This window comes from Chlorogloeopsis fritschii PCC 6912, from assembly GCF_000317285.1.
Taxonomy (GTDB): domain Bacteria; phylum Cyanobacteriota; class Cyanobacteriia; order Cyanobacteriales; family Nostocaceae; genus Chlorogloeopsis; species Chlorogloeopsis fritschii.
Genome location: NZ_AJLN01000066.1, coordinates 78,595 through 95,607 on the forward strand (window position 1 = coordinate 78,595; position 17,013 = coordinate 95,607).

At 42.4% G+C, this 17,013-nt stretch carries 12 protein-coding genes; 3 read left to right on the forward strand and 9 right to left on the reverse strand.

The window, feature by feature from the left end; all coding sequences use genetic code 11:
• Nucleotides 1-155: 155 nt before the first annotated feature.
• Nucleotides 156-1,652 (forward strand): PPC domain-containing protein, encoded by a 1,497-nt coding sequence (locus UYC_RS0111660; RefSeq protein WP_016878780.1) that lies wholly within the window; start codon nt 156-158, stop codon nt 1,650-1,652.
• A 69-nt stretch (nt 1,653-1,721) separates the two neighbouring features.
• On the opposite strand, the gene UYC_RS0111665 is transcribed toward UYC_RS0111660, so the two are convergent.
• The 8 genes from UYC_RS0111665 to UYC_RS0111700 form a co-directional block, all read right to left on the reverse strand.
• On the reverse strand, nt 1,722-2,765 hold the full coding sequence (locus tag UYC_RS0111665) for a WD40 repeat domain-containing protein (protein ID WP_016878779.1): 1,044 nt from the start codon (nt 2,763-2,765) through the stop codon (nt 1,722-1,724).
• Nucleotides 2,766-2,926: 161 nt separating this feature from the next.
• Nucleotides 2,927-4,954 carry a serine/threonine-protein kinase gene (locus UYC_RS0111670; RefSeq protein WP_016878778.1) on the reverse strand — a complete coding sequence of 676 codons (2,028 nt, stop codon included), beginning with the start codon at nt 4,952-4,954 and terminating at the stop codon, nt 2,927-2,929.
• A gap of 285 nt (nt 4,955-5,239) precedes the next feature.
• A complete protein-coding gene (locus UYC_RS0111675; RefSeq protein WP_016878777.1) occupies nt 5,240-6,337 on the reverse strand; it encodes a serine/threonine-protein kinase in 1,098 nt (365 codons plus the stop codon).
• A 444-nt stretch (nt 6,338-6,781) separates the two neighbouring features.
• A complete protein-coding gene (locus UYC_RS0111680; protein ID WP_016878775.1) occupies nt 6,782-9,010 on the reverse strand; it encodes a glycoside hydrolase family 57 protein in 2,229 nt (742 codons plus the stop codon).
• Between the two features lie 311 nt (nt 9,011-9,321).
• The gene (locus UYC_RS0111685; RefSeq protein WP_016878773.1) at nt 9,322-9,552 is read right to left on the reverse strand and encodes a NifU family protein; all 231 of its coding nucleotides are present in this window, start codon (nt 9,550-9,552) and stop codon (nt 9,322-9,324) included.
• A gap of 160 nt (nt 9,553-9,712) precedes the next feature.
• Complete coding sequence (locus UYC_RS0111690; RefSeq protein ID WP_016878772.1) at nt 9,713-10,363, reverse strand: DUF3386 domain-containing protein; 651 nt, start codon at nt 10,361-10,363, stop codon at nt 9,713-9,715.
• Between the two features lie 156 nt (nt 10,364-10,519).
• Complete coding sequence (locus tag UYC_RS0111695) at nt 10,520-12,271, reverse strand: ATP-binding protein (RefSeq protein ID WP_016878771.1); 1,752 nt, start codon at nt 12,269-12,271, stop codon at nt 10,520-10,522.
• 183 nt (nt 12,272-12,454) lie between these two features.
• Nucleotides 12,455-12,691 carry a hypothetical protein gene (locus UYC_RS0111700; protein ID WP_039752320.1) on the reverse strand — a complete coding sequence of 79 codons (237 nt, stop codon included), beginning with the start codon at nt 12,689-12,691 and terminating at the stop codon, nt 12,455-12,457.
• A 453-nt stretch (nt 12,692-13,144) separates the two neighbouring features.
• On the opposite strand from UYC_RS0111700, the gene lepA reads away from it, so the two are divergent.
• Nucleotides 13,145-14,962: a translation elongation factor 4 gene (gene lepA, locus UYC_RS0111710; RefSeq protein WP_016878768.1), complete on the forward strand. Its 1,818-nt coding sequence runs from the start codon at nt 13,145-13,147 to the stop codon at nt 14,960-14,962.
• A gap of 117 nt (nt 14,963-15,079) precedes the next feature.
• Here lepA and UYC_RS0111715 read toward each other — a convergent pair whose 3' ends face one another.
• Nucleotides 15,080-15,400, reverse strand: coding sequence for a hypothetical protein (locus UYC_RS0111715; protein ID WP_016878767.1), 321 nt, complete (start codon nt 15,398-15,400; stop codon nt 15,080-15,082).
• A gap of 399 nt (nt 15,401-15,799) precedes the next feature.
• Between UYC_RS0111715 and UYC_RS0111720 the strand changes: the two genes are divergently transcribed.
• On the forward strand, nt 15,800-16,603 hold the full coding sequence (locus UYC_RS0111720) for a protein kinase domain-containing protein (RefSeq protein ID WP_016878766.1): 804 nt from the start codon (nt 15,800-15,802) through the stop codon (nt 16,601-16,603).
• Nucleotides 16,604-17,013 lie beyond the last annotated feature (410 nt).

A 17,013-nucleotide genomic window follows, 5' to 3' on the forward strand; every position in this document is an offset into this window, starting at 1 on the left:
AAACATGACACTTTTAAGTACTTAGGTCAGCAATTTTCCGATCAAATAAATCACTTTAAATTCATTTTGTCGTAATGAACCATTAATAAGTGGGTCAAAGTAACTGTCTAAAGACATAAAAACAGCTATACCTTCCAAGCATGAGGAGTGAAATCATGGCAGAGAAAGTCAACAAAAAACTTCGGGGCAAATTGAACTTAGCTTTAATCTTTTCCATCAGTAGTAGCTTGTTGATAACAAGTTACGCTCCGTCGATATATGCTTTAGAAGTTGCGAAACAGTCTGGAGAGTTCAAAATTGCCAAAACACCAGATGAAAGACAACCAGAAGCAGTACAACAAGGAATCGAGCAAATTCCTGTTGCACAACCGCCTGTATCTCCTCCCAAACGCAATCAACCAATAAACTCACCTATTCCTGCAACTCAAGCGCCTCCAACAGAAACCACATCGACATCGCAGCCTCCCAGTACAGAATCGACTCCTGCACCTTCTCCCACAACAGAGTCGGCACCTACACCACAGCCTCCTAGTACAGAATCGACTCCTGCCCCTTCTCCCACAACAGAGTCGGCACCTACACCACAGCCTCCTAGCACAGGCGCGACTCCTGCCCCTTCTCCCACAACAGAGTCGGCACCTACACCACAGCCTCCTAGCACAGACGCGACTCCCACTCAAGCTCCATCCAAACCATCCTATCGCCGTTCTACCCCCAGCAGCCCTCAACCAACGTCACAGCCATCCAACCGCCGTTCTACTTCTAGCAGCCCTCAGCCAACGTCACAGCCATCCAACCGCCGTTCTACTCCTAGCAGCCCTCAACCCGCATCGCAGCCATCCTATCGTCGTTCTACCCCTTCGCGATCGCCTGCTGTCAAACCAACTACTAGCCCAGGCGTAAATAGAAACCAAATTTCGGTAGGCTCGCCTGTTAATCGTTCCAACATACCTAATGCTAAAAAAGTTGACTTTGTCAATATTGCATTAGGCGTTTTAGCTCCGGGTGACTTTAAGTCTCAAGGCAGATATTTTCATTTCTATCAGTTTGAAGGTAGGGAAAATCAATTAATTCAAATCAGGCTCACAGGTAGTGCCGATCAACGTCGTTCCAGCAACTTGAGTTTAGATCCGTTCATGATGCTGCTCGATCCCAATAATAGGGTTCTTGCCAAAAGAGGCAGTGGGGAAACTGCGACTAAGGGTGGAGTCAAAGATGCATTTATTTTTGTCAGATTGCCTGTCAAAGGTACTTATACGATCGCAGTCACTAGTCGTAATCCAGGAGAGATCGGGCGCTATAGCTTGGCGCTGCGGAATGACAGAGCAAGCTATGCCGTAGATCAATCTGGCAACCTCACAGCAAGTAGCCTTTCTTTCAGAAAAACTGGCAGCCCTTACAGTATTTCTAAGTTTGAGGGGAAAAAAGACCAATTGGTTAGCATACGTGTAGATAGTATGTTTGAAGAGTTTCCCCCCTACATAGTTTTGCTCAATTCCAAAGGGCAAATCGTTGCCACTGATAACGACAAAGACGGGCGATACACTGCACTGATCGACCGAGCCAAATTACCAGAAGATGATACTTATTATGTCGTGGTTCTTTCTGCGACTCCTCGCGAGAAAGGTGCTTACCGATTGACTGTGTTTTAAGGGTAGTCATTAGTCATTGGTTAGTGGTTAACTACTGCCTACTAACCACTAACCACTACCTACTAACACCTACCGTGACACTCGCCAAATCTTGATAGTCTTATCAAAACTGCCACTTGCTAGAGTGTTGCCATCTGGGCTGTAGGCAATAGACCAAATTTTGTTGTCGTGCCCTTTGAGAGTTTGAATTTCCATTCCTGTTGCGACATTCCACAATTTGATAGTTTTGTCCCAACTACCACTAGCAAGAATTTTGCCATTTGGACTGAAAGTAATAGATTCGACTTTGTCGCCATGACCTATAAGAGTATGGATTTCCTTGGCTGTTGTCAAATCCCAGAGTTTGATAGTCTTGTCCCAACTACCACTTGCTAAAGTCTTGCCATCTGGACTATAGGCGAGGGAATGGATCGCCTCCTGATGCCCTCTTAAGCCACGAGTTTGTTTGCCTGTTCGCAGATCCCACAATTTAATGCTGTTGTCAAAATAATTGCTGCTGGCAAGCGTTGTACCATCTGGACTAATAGCGATCGCATCTACTACGTCACAATCTCCGCTAAAAGTGCGTACTAGTTTCCCAGTTGCTACATTCCAAAGTTTTACACTCTGATCCCAACTGCCACTCGCTATAGTACTACTATCTGGACTAAAGGCGACAGATTGAACTGAGGCTTGATGTCCGCTGAGGGTGTGTATCAGTCTTCCTGTTGCTAAATTCCACAGCTTGATAGTGTTGTCTGCACCGGCAGAAGCTATGGTTTTACCATCCGGGCTAATGGCAAGAGAATTGATCCATTTTTTATGCCCGCTCAGGGTACGCAGTGCTGTTCCTGTGGCTAAATTCCACAGTTTGATAGTGTTGTCTGTGCTAGCAGAAGCAATTAGCTTGCCATCTGGGCTAATTGCCACTGCCGAAATCGGGTTATTATGTGCTTTGAAGGTAGAAGCAACGTTAAAATTTACCAATGCTGGTTTAATCGGCGGGTTTTTCTTAGATGATGCACTGGTAACGGCTGGGGAAGATTGCCACAACCAAACTGCCCCGCATCCCAATAGTGCGATCGCTATTACTGTTAATACTTTATTTTTTGAATAATTCATATTTAAAGGCATAGCAGATTCCCCAGTTGCGCCACTCTACAGATTGTTTAATGGACAAACTTGAGAGCCTATCTATTGTAATATTTGGGACTAACTTTATTTACACATCGACATCATATTTTTTCGGATTTAGTAGTAAATTTTTAACATTACTTTGTAGACCAAAAACACTATTACTCAGAGACTCGCCAAACTTTAATAGTGTTATCCAAACCAGCGCTCACAAGGGTTTTGCCGTCTTGACTGAAGGCGAGAGCTTGAATGCCATCATGTCCTTTAAGAGTGTGAATTTCCTCACCTGTGTCTATATTCCACAGTTTGATTGTCTTGTCAAGACTACCACTAGCAAGGGCATAACCATCTGGAGTAATCGCGATCGCCTTCACCTGATCGCTGTGTTTGTGCAGAGTACGAATTTCCTCACCTGTATCCAGATTCCAAAGTTTGATAGTTTTGTCGTCACTACCGCTAACTAAAGTGTTGCCATCCGGAGCGATCGCGATCGATGTTACAGTCTGAGAATGACCTGTAAACGTGCGAATTTTTTTTCCCTTCGCCCAATTCCACAGTTTAATCGTCTTGTCGCGACTGCCACTAGCAAGAGTTTGTCCATCTGGGCTAAAAGCAACAGCACTAACCCAAGAGGAATGGCTCTTCAAAGTACCAATTTGCTGTCCGGTGGTGAGATCCCATAATTTAATTGTGTTGTCATCACTACCAATGGCTAGAGTTTTGCCATCTGGACTAATGGCGAAGGCATTGACTGAGTTGGAATGTTCCTCTAAAGTGCGGATTTCTTGCCCCCTTGCCAAATTCCACAGTTTGATAGTTTTGTCCTCGCTACCGCTGACAAGGGTTTGTCCATCCGGAGTCATAGCAATGATATTAACTCGACCAGTATGCCCTTTGAGGGTATAAATTTCCTGTCCTGTTGCCAAACTCCACATTTTGATAGTGTCACCACTGTTGCTGACTATGGTTTTGCCATTAGGAGCGAGAGCAATAGATAAAACTGAGCGATCGGGTGATTTAAAGGTTTTGGCTAAATAAAAATTTTGCAAAGGAACTTGAGAAGGCTCAGGAGTAATCGTTTCACTGTTACTATTCTGGTTCGATTTTCCAAAGCTAGAAGATATAGACAGTTCTAACCTGCCTGATTGCTGATAAAAAAATTGTCCCAGCACTAGCAACAGAACCACAGAACCTAACAAGAAGAAATTTCTCAGCAACGTATATTTTCTTGATAGCAATGTTGGCTGAGTCTGTTGCAAATTTGTCGGATAATTGGCTTCTTTGACAAGTGATGTTTGCTTGGGAAATAAATCTTTTAATACTTGATCTGCTGATTGATAGCGCTGTTTCACATCTTTTTCTAACAGCTTATCAATTACCTCAGCCAACTCATCACTAATTGGGTTTTTCAAAAATTCCTGCCAATCTTGAACCCAAGCATAACCATGTTCTGTCCACAGTTTAAAAGGAGAAGTTCCGGTGAGGAGATGAAAACAGGTAGCTCCTAAGCTAAACAAATCGCTAGCTGGATACGCCTTACCGTCTCTGATTTGTTCAATTGCCGAATAGCCATGAGAACCAATGGAAGTGCCCATTGGCATCTGCACTTTGGCTGTTAACTGTTTGGAAGAGCCAAAATCAATTAGACATAAGCGCCCATCACTTTTACGGCGGATAATATTTTGGGGCTTGATATCTCGGTGAATTACTCCTCGCTCATGAATAAACTTGAGAACAGGCAATAAATCCAATAAAATTTCTCGAATCTCTTTAGCACTATATCCTCTTTTTTGTTGCAGTTCTTTTAACAAATTTTGCCCATCTATGAACTGCTGTACCAAATACAGATAATTATTTTCTTCAAAGTACGCTAACAAAGTTGGGATCTGCGAATGTTCTCCAAGTTGTTGTAGTCGTTGTGCTTCTTTATGAAACAGATCCACGGCTTTCGAGAGCGCCCAACTGTCTTGAAATTTGGGTGCTAATTGTTTGATGACACAGCGCTCGTTGAGTTTATCTAAATCTTCTGCTAAATAAGTTCTACCAAAACCACCCTCATCTGAAAGTACGCGGGTGACACGAAAGCGATTTCGCAACAGCGCCACGAGTGGGGTGTTGCAAGTTTGACAAAAATCCATTCCATCAGGATTGAGGGGATACGGGCAATCAGGATTTAGGCAGCAGATCATTATCTAGAGAGGCAATACTGCGTGACAAACTATACTAAATTAGCCCAACAAAACTTCTTATTATCATTAACAATTTCCTGTATTGTACTAAATAGCAATAAAAAATTTTGTTAGTTTTATGACAGGTATAGTGTCACTTGTAGAACTGAGAAATTGAGATAATTAGCGAGAAACACTAAGCTAAAAAGTATTAATAAAAACGCGTTTTATCCTAACACTTATAGTCAAATCTAAGCAAAATACTTCCTGATATATATTTCTAGTTTCTTCAATATTTATAAATTGTTAATGTGATACATCAGAGGCATGAAGCTTTTTGCAGTCATGAGAGTTTTTTGCCTTTAACTTTCCTTGCCATCGCCGGATTGTTTTAGCAGTTCTTGCTAAGGGCGATAAATACTCATCAGAAGATTCTTTCTCGCTCTGTTTAATACCATTTCCGAGCCTTTGAGTACTTAAACAATTATTTAATGTAGGTAAATACGATTCCATACCTAAAGCCCAAATCACATCGTCAACCGACTGAAAACGCTCTTCTAACGAATTTTTAAGCATTTTGGATAACACTTGGGCAAAATGCTTACTGAGATTTAGTTGTTCTTGCCAGTTAATTTCACCAGTACTTGGATTGCGATTAAATTCTAGAGGTGATTTCCCTGTGAACAGATACAGACAAGTCATGCCCACAGCATAGATATCGCTGGCATAAACTGGGCGCAGGGAAAGCTGTTCTGGTGGTGCAAATCCCATAGTGCCAATAAAATTGGTGTTGGCGTTTTGATGGGTAGAAGTTTCGGTAGCATTACGTAATTCTTCTTTGACTGCACCAAAATCAATCAGTACCAACCGCCCATCATCCTTACAATGCAGCAAGTTATGGGGTTTAATGTCCCGATGAATCACGCGATGTTTGTGGACGTATCGTAAAACTGGTAATAATTCTTGCAAAAATTGTTTTACAGCAGCTTCACTTTTGCAGCCATTTCGCTTCACTTCCTGTGCTAAGTTAGAACCTCTTACATACTCTTGAATTAAATAAAATTCCCCCTGGCTTTCAAAATAGTCTAAAAGCATGGGAATCTGAGAATGGCTGCCAAGCCGAGCTAAGGTTTTTGCTTCTTTTTTAAAGCGGATGCAAGCACGTTCCCAGCTTTGGGGATTAGTCGCCTTTGGACAAAGTTGTTTGATGACGCATACAGGATTGCCTGGTAATATTGCATCTTTGGCTAAAAACGTGACACCAAAACCACCCCTACCCAAAATTCTAAGAATTTCGTAGCGATCGCGAAATAATCTTTGAGTACCACACAACTGCGAAAGCTGGGTTTGCTTGAAAATATCTGCGTGAAAACTCGGTATTTTTTGACTAGAAAAGCTATTCATCGCCAGATCAAGCTTATTTGAGGTGAGACAGCAACTTTATCATGTCTTTAATGTAACTATAAATATTTTTTTCCGCCAGTAGTATAGCTATATCTTTGCAAAATTATGACCTTTGTTAGCCTTTAATTCAAACTTTCCAAAAAGTGAGATATATTTTCCGGAGAAAATGTGTACAGTAAATTCCGCAAAGAGTTTGTGACTTTTTGATGATTGTTTTTTGAACGATGCTAATTTTTCTGTAAGGTGGGCATAGCTTCCCCATATCTCAAATGCTTACCGCATGAACTTTCACGGGCAATACCCACCCTACTGGCTATACTAATTTTTCTGTAAGGTGGGCATAGCTCCCCTATATCTCAAATGCTTACCGTATGAACTTTCACGGGCAATGCCCACCCTACTGGCTGGCTACTTATTCTGGCTTCTGGCTTCTGAATTCTTCAATTAAGGAACCTCAATCGGAATTAAAGCATTCTCTGGTACATAGTTGCGAAAACACCCTTCATCTGCCAGCACTACGATTAAGCGCAGGGCAAAATCTGGTGGAACTTGCAAATCTGCCCACGGTACTGCAACTTCTAAACAACGATCAAAGGCAACTTGGGCGCGACTAGTACGCGGATGCCATTGATAATGCTCTCCAGCTTCGCGAAACTGAATTGATTGAGTGAGCAAATTAATCTCTAAATGGTGGTGGAACGAGTAATTAACTGGTTCTAGATCTGGCACCTCAGCTAAAGGCATAGGGCTGTTGTGCATTGTCTTGCCAGGATAGAACCACAGCAAATTTAATTCTGCTGGCAAATCTTTTCCTGGTTGAACGCCTGTTTTGAAGTCTACCCGCAAATAGAAATTGAGGTGATCCACCCCATACCACAGGCGCTGGATGAGACTGCTATTGTGCATTGTTCCTCGTGCGCCGCCTACCTCGATGCGCCCAGCTTTGTCCCAGTCTTGTTCATCTCCTTTACCATCTATAACTGGATGAATAAAGCTTTCTGGGCGGTGGCTTCCTCGTGCTTCATGAACTTCTAAAGGTAGCCGCAGATAGGGGGGTATCGGTTCATTTAGGGCTTTGTAAATCCCGCACAAGTGTTCTCGAAATAATTGGTCAAAAATGGCATCTTGGTTAGAGGAGTGTCCTTCACCGAACCACCAAAACCAATCAGAACCTTCTGCGGCATATAAAGCTTCCCAAGCTGCTGGGTTGTTTTCTTCTGTGGCTTCGGGATGACTTGCTAATACTTCCCTTGCTTGTGTTAGGTAGTCCCAAGCACGATTTTTGACTGGATCGCCGATCCAAGTGGTGAAACTGCCATCTACCCACGAACCGCTATGCAGTTGGTTTTGGGGAATGGTTGCCGTAGGGGGAAACTGTTCGATAAATTCCGAAACGGTAACTAGTTTCAGATGCGGTTCTCGTTCTAGGGTTGCGTATAAAGCTTCTAGGAATGGTTTACCATCTTGCTGATAAAATTCCCAGCAATTTTCCCCATCCAAGGCAATAGTTACTAACCAAGGTTGGGCGCTATGACGCTCTCTTTGCATTTTAGCGATCGCCTGCAAGTGTCCCACTAAATCTGCGGCTGCTTGCTTGGGCGGCATAGAACCATAGGTAAAGCCAATCAAGTCAGACAATCTATGATCGCGAAACACGATCGCCACATCTCCCGCTGGAGTGTCTAAGCGGTAAGGACGGTACAATAACTCTGGTTCTTGGACATTCCCGACTGCATCGCGATGAAAAAAGTGTCTCAGCGTCCAACCGAGTACAGCTTCATCTGAGCAAATCCACTTAAATCCTTGTTTGATAATATACGGTAATATCTCCGGGCTAACTGACTGCTCCGATGGCCACAGACCGCGTGGTTCTTGTTCAAATCTATCTAAATATAGACTCCAAGCTTTTTGTAAATGCCGGGGAATATCTTCCGGCCATTGAAATCTATACTCTGGCAGAGTCATATTTGGCACAGCTACTCTACCAGAGTTAGTATCGGCAAGTAGGGGCAAAATTGGGTGGGTGTAGGGCGAAGTAGTAACTTCCAATTGCCCCGCTTGTTGCATTTTGCGGTGTTGGGGAATAATGCGGCTAATAATTTCTCGCTGTTTGGAGTAGATCCGCTGGCGATCGCCTAAAGTAAAATTGCGACCTTGCTTTAACCAAGCATTGATTTCTGGATCGTCCCAAAACAGTGGATCAATCCAAGCTAAATTATGCCAGGCTAATAGATCGCTATAATCATGTTCTTGCCAATTTTCTAAACACCAAGCTTGTCCTTGTTCCTGCTTTTGATAGTACAGTTCGCGATAGCGGGGATGGGGATCGATTAAAGTGTGGTGATTAGCATCAAAAAAATGTTGAATGATAAACTCTCGCTGCTGTTGAGTTAATTGTTGACATGGCGTCAAACTAACTTCCAAGTATGGATCAAAGGCTGTACCTGCTATGTAATCTTCCAGTTGTAAAATTAAGGATGGTACCAAATTTACCGTTTGATGTAATTTGGGATACTTTTCTAAAATGAGTATTAAATCCAGATAATCCTTAGTACCGTGCAAACGCACCCAAGGCAGACGATACTGTTGAGACAAAGCCGAGGTGCCACTGCGAGATTTGTATAGCGGTTGATGTTGATGCCAAATGAAAGCAACGTAGAGGGGATGGGACATAAGCATGAAGGGGTTAGGGGCTAGAGGCTAGGGGCTAGGGGCTAGAGGCTAGGGATGAAAATGAGAGAAGGTGACACGCACGAGGAGGATACTCATGTGCAGACGTTCCCTAACGCACTGGCTCCTCTCCTACTTTTTAGTGGCGCGATCAGGTTAATTTTGTGCATAAATATAAATCTTGTGGTGCGGACAAGATGTCCACACCGAACGGGCTAGAAGCCCGTCTCACAAGAAAACTATAATGCACTATATTTAGCGTTGACACGCCACTAGTCCCTAATCCCTAGTCCCTAGTCCCTAATCCCCAGTCCCTAAATTACTTGCTCAACTTCTGCAATTTCAGGAATCATGTCCTTGAGACGGCGTTCAATACCCATTCTCAGGGTCATGGTAGAACTTGGGCAAGAACCGCAAGCACCTTGTAAGCGTAATTTAACAATAGGGCCGTCAAGTTCTACAAGTTCTACGTTGCCACCATCAGACATGAGGTACGGACGCATTTCATCTAGGACAGATTCTACATTTTCAACTGTCAGTTCCATAGCTTCAGACCTCTTATGAATCGAAAAATTTTATTTTCAATATTTGTTGTTAACTACATCCTAGACCTATTTACTGCTAGATCGTACTTTGTCCAGTAGTCCTTTGTCATTGATTCTGACTATGGATACATGACAAATAGCAAATCATAACCGTTAACGACTATACAACAGCTGATTTAATCAATTTGATATTGGAATAGCTAAATTCAGTTTGATTACTATCTCCGGCTAGGCAATCTTGCACTACTTGTTTTGCCAGAATGTAATACTCTCCTATTTTTTCAAAAGTGTCCTGAAATTTGAGAATACTTTTAACTTCGTTAGTTTCACGGTTACGAAAAATAGCGTCGTAGCAGGTAGCAACGTAACCAGAGCCTGTATCTAAACTTGCATGGGTATCAATTTCAAAAGCCATGCGACCCATGACTCGACGTACCTGGCAAAATTCTCCACCCCTAATTTTATAATGAGACTCTGTTGATTCGTCTCTGACCAAGATATCTACTGCGCCTTTGTCGTCTATCTCTCCTTGAATAAATTCATAATTGCCATAGGATTCTTCAAAAGAAGTGGGCTGACGGTGGTTGATTATGTCCTGCAATTGAGTATAAATGCCTTGTTCAACTTCTTCGTTGCTAACTTCCGTCACTTCTATGCTCATGTCGCGGTGAATGCAAATTTTTCCTGTGTAAACTTTCCCTCCTTGAACCACTTGCACATCTGCACTGTAGCCAGGGAAGTTAGCGTCCCAAGTGTAACGATTTGCATAAGCGGTTTGGAATAACTCACGGGCAGTTTTTTGAGGTGTCATACAACCACGTTGACTTCTACCTTTTACCTTTCTCAGTTTAATCTACTAGAGGATTGTCACTCCCAGTGGCTTTTATTTAAACAAGAAGGGGAGAGAGTGGAGGACAAGGAGACAAGGGGATGCGGGGACACGGGGAATAAGAAGAATGACTAATGACTAATCTTGAGAATTCCCTTCAGTAGAGGAAACCATCACAGGTTGTTGATAAAGCGGTACGGTGAAAGTGACGGTTGAACCAAGTCCTTCGCCCAAGCTGTAAAAGTGTACTTCTCCGCCCATTGCTTCTACCAATTTTTGCGATATGACTAGTCCTAAGCCTGTACCGCCATACTGGCGAGTGCGGGAACCATCAACTTGTGAGAATAATTGAAACAATTTGTCTTGTTTGTCTAAGGAAACACCGATACCAGTGTCTGCCACACGCACTCTCACCATACCAGGGAATTCTTGCTCTTGAAATATCACTTTTTTGCGAATTACATCAGCGCTAATGGTGACACCACCTTCTTGGGTGAATTTGATGGCGTTGCCAACTAAATTAAGCATCACTTGTTTCAGGCGCTGGTAGTCGCCATAGACAAGTATTTCATCGGAAGTTTCTGGCAGTTGCATCCGAAAGCTGAGTTTTCTCTGCTCTGCTTGTAGACGCATAAAGTTACCCACATCGCTGAAAAGTTCTTCTAAACTCATTGCTCTGAGTTCCATTTCCATTTTGCCGGCTTCAATTTTGGCAAAGTCTAGGATGTCATTAATAACCTCATGCAAATGCAGGGATGATTTGTGAGCTTCAAGAATAAACTGCTTTTGTTCTTCTGGATCTTCTGCCATTCCATCTAAAATCAACTTCAAAAAGCCAATCATGCCATTGAGTGGCGTTCTAATTTCGTGGGAAACGTTGGCTAGAAACTCGCTTTTTAGGCGTGAGGCTTCTTCGGCTTGTTGTCGGGCGGCTTCCAATTCTTTGTAGAGGGTGGCGTGGGCGATCGCTGTACCTAGTTGATCTGCCACCTCTTTTGCCAGTTCTAGTTCTGACGTCGTCACTTCGTAACAATCATTGCACAAAGTGGCAGCTATCAATCCATTGGGTTGATCTTGATAGCAAGTTGCTACTACCAACATTTTCTCTTGCTCGAATAGCATATTTTGAGGGTTTTTAACCAAGATTGGTTCTAGAGTTGCTAAAGCTTGAGCAAAAGCTGGTTCAGAAGCTACATAAATTTCTAATCCCAGTACAGAGTTAACTTCTTTTTGGCGATACTCTGCTATTACCTTCAACTTATCACTTGGCGGTTGATAAGGACAGATGATGCAACGCTTCAATAGCAGCGCTTCTCCCAAACAGTCAACGGTTTGTTGCCAAATAATATCTAATTCTAGAGTGCGTCGAATGTTTCTGGTAATTTGGGTTACTAACTGATGATTGTGTTGCGAACGTAAAGTTAACTCTAACCCTGTAGGCGCTGGCGCTGATACATTCAGTTCTGCTTTACTAACTGTAGCTTGAAGTAGCCTTCCCATAACCAAAACAGTGGTTGCAGCGCTACCCAATGCGGGCAAAATCGCGCTGATGGTTAACTCTAACTCAATCAAATGTTCGCGATAGCTAAACCAGCACTGAAACTTCTCTGGCACCAAAGTTGTTAGTATCCGCTGCAATCTTTCTAAATAGGCAACCTTATCCACTGGGGTAAAAATTGCCTCTCCTTTGGTATCGGCAACTACTTGTTGAGGATCTAAACAGAACTTCTGACTGTGTTGCCAATAAAAGGAGAGGTAACGCCCAGCTCCATCTTGCGTATACACCAACTCTGCTCCTAAATTTGCCCATGAGCCATCAGTTTTACTGGTAATAGCTTTCTGAGTTTCAGACACAAGATTTGGCAGTTGGGAATTAGCAGTAATACTCATGACTCGAGTTGGATAGACAAATGGCAACCCACAATACTTCTCTAAAGCTGCTTCCAGTTTGGCATAACTTTTTACACCTTGTCATACCTTAAGTATGCTTGAAGTGGCGATTCTTAACTAGTGGAATGCAACTGATAAAATTTACACTATTTTCATCCTCCGTCAATAAATATTTTTATTACTCTAATCGTTCCATTCGCCTCTAGGTGGGATTGGTGTGCGTCTGGGGTTGCGTGTCAGTTCATCATCCCTGGGTACCTCACCTCTTAACCACTGGCGAATTGCTACCTCAATCACTTTACTAGGATCGTTAGTTAAGTGATGAATTTGCTCCACTAACTCGGAGTCTAGACGAATTGCAATTTCTACCTTATCGGTTAATCTGTCTTCCGCATCGGTAGCCTTATCTTTCATATTCATAGTTGATATACTCTGGAATGATGTGTCAAAGGCTTTGTAAAAAGCTATGTTTATTAGGTTTGAGCAATTGCTGCTTGCAATCGGCTTTTTTGACCTGCGTTTTGCAGTTCTAGATGTTTATTGTACGCTCCAAGCTGAACAATACTAGACGCCATAGATAGACCTTTATAAATATATTTCTGAAAGTTCATTTGTAGGGGCTGGGGACTGGGGATTAGGGACTAGGGACTAGGGATTAGGGACTAGGGACTAGGGACTAGGGACTAGGGACTAGGGACTAGAAATTAGGGACTGGGAATAAAGAGATCCTAATATCCAATACCTAATCACCAGTACCCAATCCCCAATACCCATTCCCAATATCAATAGCAGCGTCTGAGCAAAGAAAGCATTAAAATACGTTAAGTATATTGCTGTTTTAACCTTGGTTGCTGCTAAAGCAAAAAATGTATTATGACTGACGTTCCCGCAGCTCGTATTCGTAACTTTTGTATTATTGCTCACATAGACCATGGCAAGTCTACCCTTGCCGATCGCTTGCTGCAAGTTACTGGTACGGTAGACAAGCGGCAGATGAAGGAACAGTTTCTTGACAACATGGATTTAGAACGGGAGCGTGGCATTACCATTAAGCTGCAAGCAGCCCGGATGAACTACACGGCAAAAGATGGCCAGCAGTATGTACTCAATTTAATTGATACTCCTGGTCACGTGGATTTCTCTTATGAAGTGTCTCGCAGTCTTGCCGCTTGTGAAGGCGCGTTATTGGTGGTAGATGCTTCCCAGGGTGTAGAGGCGCAAACCTTGGCAAACGTTTATTTAGCACTGGAGCATAACCTAGAAATTATTCCCGTTTTAAATAAAATCGATTTACCAGGGGCTGAACCAGACAGGGTAATCTCCGAAATTGAGGAAATTATTGGTTTAGATTGTAGCGGTGCGATTCTTGCTTCTGCCAAAGAAGGAATTGGTATTGATGAGATTTTAGAAGCAATTGTTGAGCGTGTGCCGCCACCTCGAAATACGGTAAATGAACCTCTACGGGCGTTAATTTTTGATAGCTACTACGATAGCTACCGGGGAGTAATTGTATACTTCCGGGTCATGGATGGGACGGTGAAGAAGGGCGATCGCGTCTATTTAATGGCATCTGGCAAAGAATATGAAATTGACGAGTTAGGCGTGCTTTCCCCAAACCAAAAGCCAGTTGAAGAACTGCACGCTGGGGAAGTAGGCTATTTGTCGGCAGCAATTAAAGCTGTAGCTGATGCCAGGGTAGGAGATACCGTCACTCTCGCCCACGCTAATTCCAAAGCTGCTGAACCATTGCCTGGTTACAAAGAAGCTAACCCGATGGTGTTTTGCGGTATGTTCCCCATCGATGCCGATCAATTTGAGGACTTGCGCGAAGCCCTCGAAAAACTAAAGCTCAACGATGCGGCGCTACACTATGAACCAGAAACCTCCAGCGCGATGGGGTTTGGCTTCCGTTGTGGATTTTTGGGGTTGTTGCACATGGAAATTGTGCAAGAACGTTTAGAGCGGGAGTACAATCTGGATTTAATTATTACTGCTCCTTCAGTTGTTTACCGTGTTACTACTAATAAGGGAGAAGTGCTGTACATCGATAACCCCAGTCATTTGCCTTCTCCTAACGAACGGGAAAAAATTGAAGAACCATACGTTCAGGTAGAAATGATTACACCGGAAACTTTCGTCGGTACTTTAATGGAGTTATCACAAAACCGACGCGGTGTTTTCAAAGACATGAAATACCTCACCCAAGGACGTACTACACTCACTTACGAGTTACCTTTGGCAGAAGTAGTTACCGACTTTTTCGATCAGATGAAGTCGCGATCGCGCGGTTACGCCAGTATGGAATATCACCTGATTGGCTACCGTGAAAATCCTTTGGTGAAGTTGGATATTATGATTAACGGCGATCCGGTTGACTCTTTAGCTATGATTGTTCACCGCGATAAAGCTTACAATGTCGGGCGATCAATGGCTGAAAAGCTCAAAGAATTGATTCCTCGCCATCAATTTAAAGTGCCAATTCAAGCGGCGATCGGTAGCAAGATTATTGCCAGCGAACACATCCCAGCTTTACGGAAAGACGTGCTTGCGAAGTGTTACGGCGGCGATATTAGCCGGAAAAAGAAACTTCTGCAGAAGCAAGCGAAAGGTAAAAAGCGGATGAAATCTGTAGGTACGGTAGATGTACCACAAGAAGCATTCATGGCAGTACTGCGTTTAGATCAGCAATAATTCCCCAATCCCCTCTCGATCAGAAGGGGATTATTTTATATTGAATAAGAAACAAAATTTTGTTTCTCTTAAGACTAAAACTCAAGTTCAAATATTAAAATCAAAAAATTTAGCTTGTTATTGCCTTGTAAAAGACAAAAATAACAACCGAGATAGTAAACTTAAAGGACTAAAACCATACTTCCGCATTCTGCGCATACTATTTCCGAACCAATCTCCAAAGTCAAATCTAATCCGCGACAGCGAATATCCTGTTTCTTTCTTGGAGTAGAGGCTACGAGCGCCATCAGTAGCACTAACTTCATCTCTAGCGAAAGTATTTATATCTTCTATTAAAATACTGAATCCTCCAGATGTAATTTCCTGTTCCTCTTGCTCAGACAAATCTCTTAATTCCGTAAATGAGTTAGAGTTGATGTGCTTGATGTGGTTATTCACAGTAACACCTCTCTTCTTTTACATCGGTATCAGCAACTCAAAATTTAACTAAGTATCAATTCAAGCTTTTTGACCACAATCATAACGCGATTAACGAGAGGGAAACTTTTAATTTCGTTACAAAAATAGCATAATGGTTACCTATCTATTTAGTTATGTTCTTATAGCAGTTGACAGCTAACTTAGGACATCAAAAGAGTTTCAAACCTGTTAAGAGTTCCCCCAACCCTGTTATATAAAAACCGGTTTTTGCTATATCAATCCTTTTAACTAGTGAAAAAGTGAAGTTTCTGGAAGTTGTGCCCAAGACAAATTTTTTTGTCAGATTTTGTATAAACTAGCAAGCTATGTCTCCTGAAAGGCTAATATGATACCAGCATATGTACTGATGCCAAGATAATGAGCCTGTGCATAAATCCCTACTGTTTACAACAGCAAAATTCTGATGATGAACTATTTTGTCTTTATTGCGGCTCAGAATTACTGCTGCAAGGGCGCTACCGGGTAATTAACCAGCTTGGAGGGGGTGGCTTTGGCATAACTTATAAGGTAAGCGAGATCCGAAGCAACAACCTAAAAGTTCTTAAAGTCCTCATTAACACTCAGCAAAAAGCAGTTGAGCTATTTAAACAGGAAGCTGAGGTTCTGGCGAAACTCAATCATCCAGGCATTCCCAAAGTAGAACCGGATAGTTACTTTGTCTATTTTCCTAGAAACAGCCACCAACCAATCCATTGTTTAGTGATGGAAAAGATTGTGGGAATGGACTTACAAAAGTGGATGGAAAATCGCGAGATGCGCCCTATCCACCAAACATTAGCTATCCAATGGCTAAAAGAATTAGTTACTATTCTGAATCGAGTACACAGCCAAAATTTTTTCCATCGCGATATTAAGCCATCAAATATCATGCTAAGAGCAGATGGAGATTTGGCGTTAATTGATTTTGGCACAGTACGGCAAGTTACAGGAACTTATCAAGCTAAAATAGCTGCCGGACAAAATATCACAGGTATTATTTCAACAGGATATACACCTCCAGAGCAAATCAATCAGAATAAGGAAAGTGCCGTGTACGTACATAACAACGGCGCGGGTACAATTGAAAACTGCGATTTGACAGGTAATGCTCTGAGTTTTAATATCGATACTACTTCCCAGGTGCGACGTAGTGGCAACAAAGAAGATAACCCTAATTCCTGATATTTAGTTGCAAAATATGGACGAAGTGGAAGTACAGATGTGCATATTGTTAAGGTTTTAACTATTTCAGAGCGATCGCGCTACCCATAATTTCGCCATTTGCTGAAAATTTTCACTCCACAATGGTTAATACTGCTTCTATTTTTGACTTATGGTTCAAGTCACCCAAGCCCAAAACGTCTCACTTCGCTATTGAGAAGAAAAATTTAGTTTGCTACTAACTGAGAATGAACAATTCTTTACAGAATGGTTTGGAATTTTACCAGAAACTACAGATTTAGAAAGGGTGCGGCTCGTTCTCAGCAGGAACCCCTAGAAACTAGGGATGTATGGCTAAGGTATATTTTGAAAAGTCACCATCAAAATGTATAACTGTTCTTTTGATGTAGGTGAGCCAAGTAACCTAGAAC

Coding starts and splice junctions, on each gene's coding strand:
- UYC_RS0111660 (WP_016878780.1), top strand. CDS start 156: ATGGCAGAGAAAGTCAACAAAAAACTTCGGGGCAAATTGAACTTAGCT.
- UYC_RS0111665 (WP_016878779.1), bottom strand. CDS start 2,765: ATGCCTTTAAATATGAATTATTCAAAAAATAAAGTATTAACAGTAATA.
- lepA (WP_016878768.1), top strand. CDS start 13,145: ATGACTGACGTTCCCGCAGCTCGTATTCGTAACTTTTGTATTATTGCT.
- UYC_RS0111720 (WP_016878766.1), top strand. CDS start 15,800: ATGAGCCTGTGCATAAATCCCTACTGTTTACAACAGCAAAATTCTGAT.
- UYC_RS0111670 (WP_016878778.1), bottom strand. CDS start 4,954: ATGATCTGCTGCCTAAATCCTGATTGCCCGTATCCCCTCAATCCTGAT.
- UYC_RS0111685 (WP_016878773.1), bottom strand. CDS start 9,552: ATGGAACTGACAGTTGAAAATGTAGAATCTGTCCTAGATGAAATGCGT.
- UYC_RS0111690 (WP_016878772.1), bottom strand. CDS start 10,363: ATGACACCTCAAAAAACTGCCCGTGAGTTATTCCAAACCGCTTATGCA.
- UYC_RS0111675 (WP_016878777.1), bottom strand. CDS start 6,337: ATGAATAGCTTTTCTAGTCAAAAAATACCGAGTTTTCACGCAGATATT.
- UYC_RS0111700 (WP_039752320.1), bottom strand. CDS start 12,691: ATGAATATGAAAGATAAGGCTACCGATGCGGAAGACAGATTAACCGAT.
- UYC_RS0111695 (WP_016878771.1), bottom strand. CDS start 12,271: ATGAGTATTACTGCTAATTCCCAACTGCCAAATCTTGTGTCTGAAACT.
- UYC_RS0111680 (WP_016878775.1), bottom strand. CDS start 9,010: ATGTCCCATCCCCTCTACGTTGCTTTCATTTGGCATCAACATCAACCG.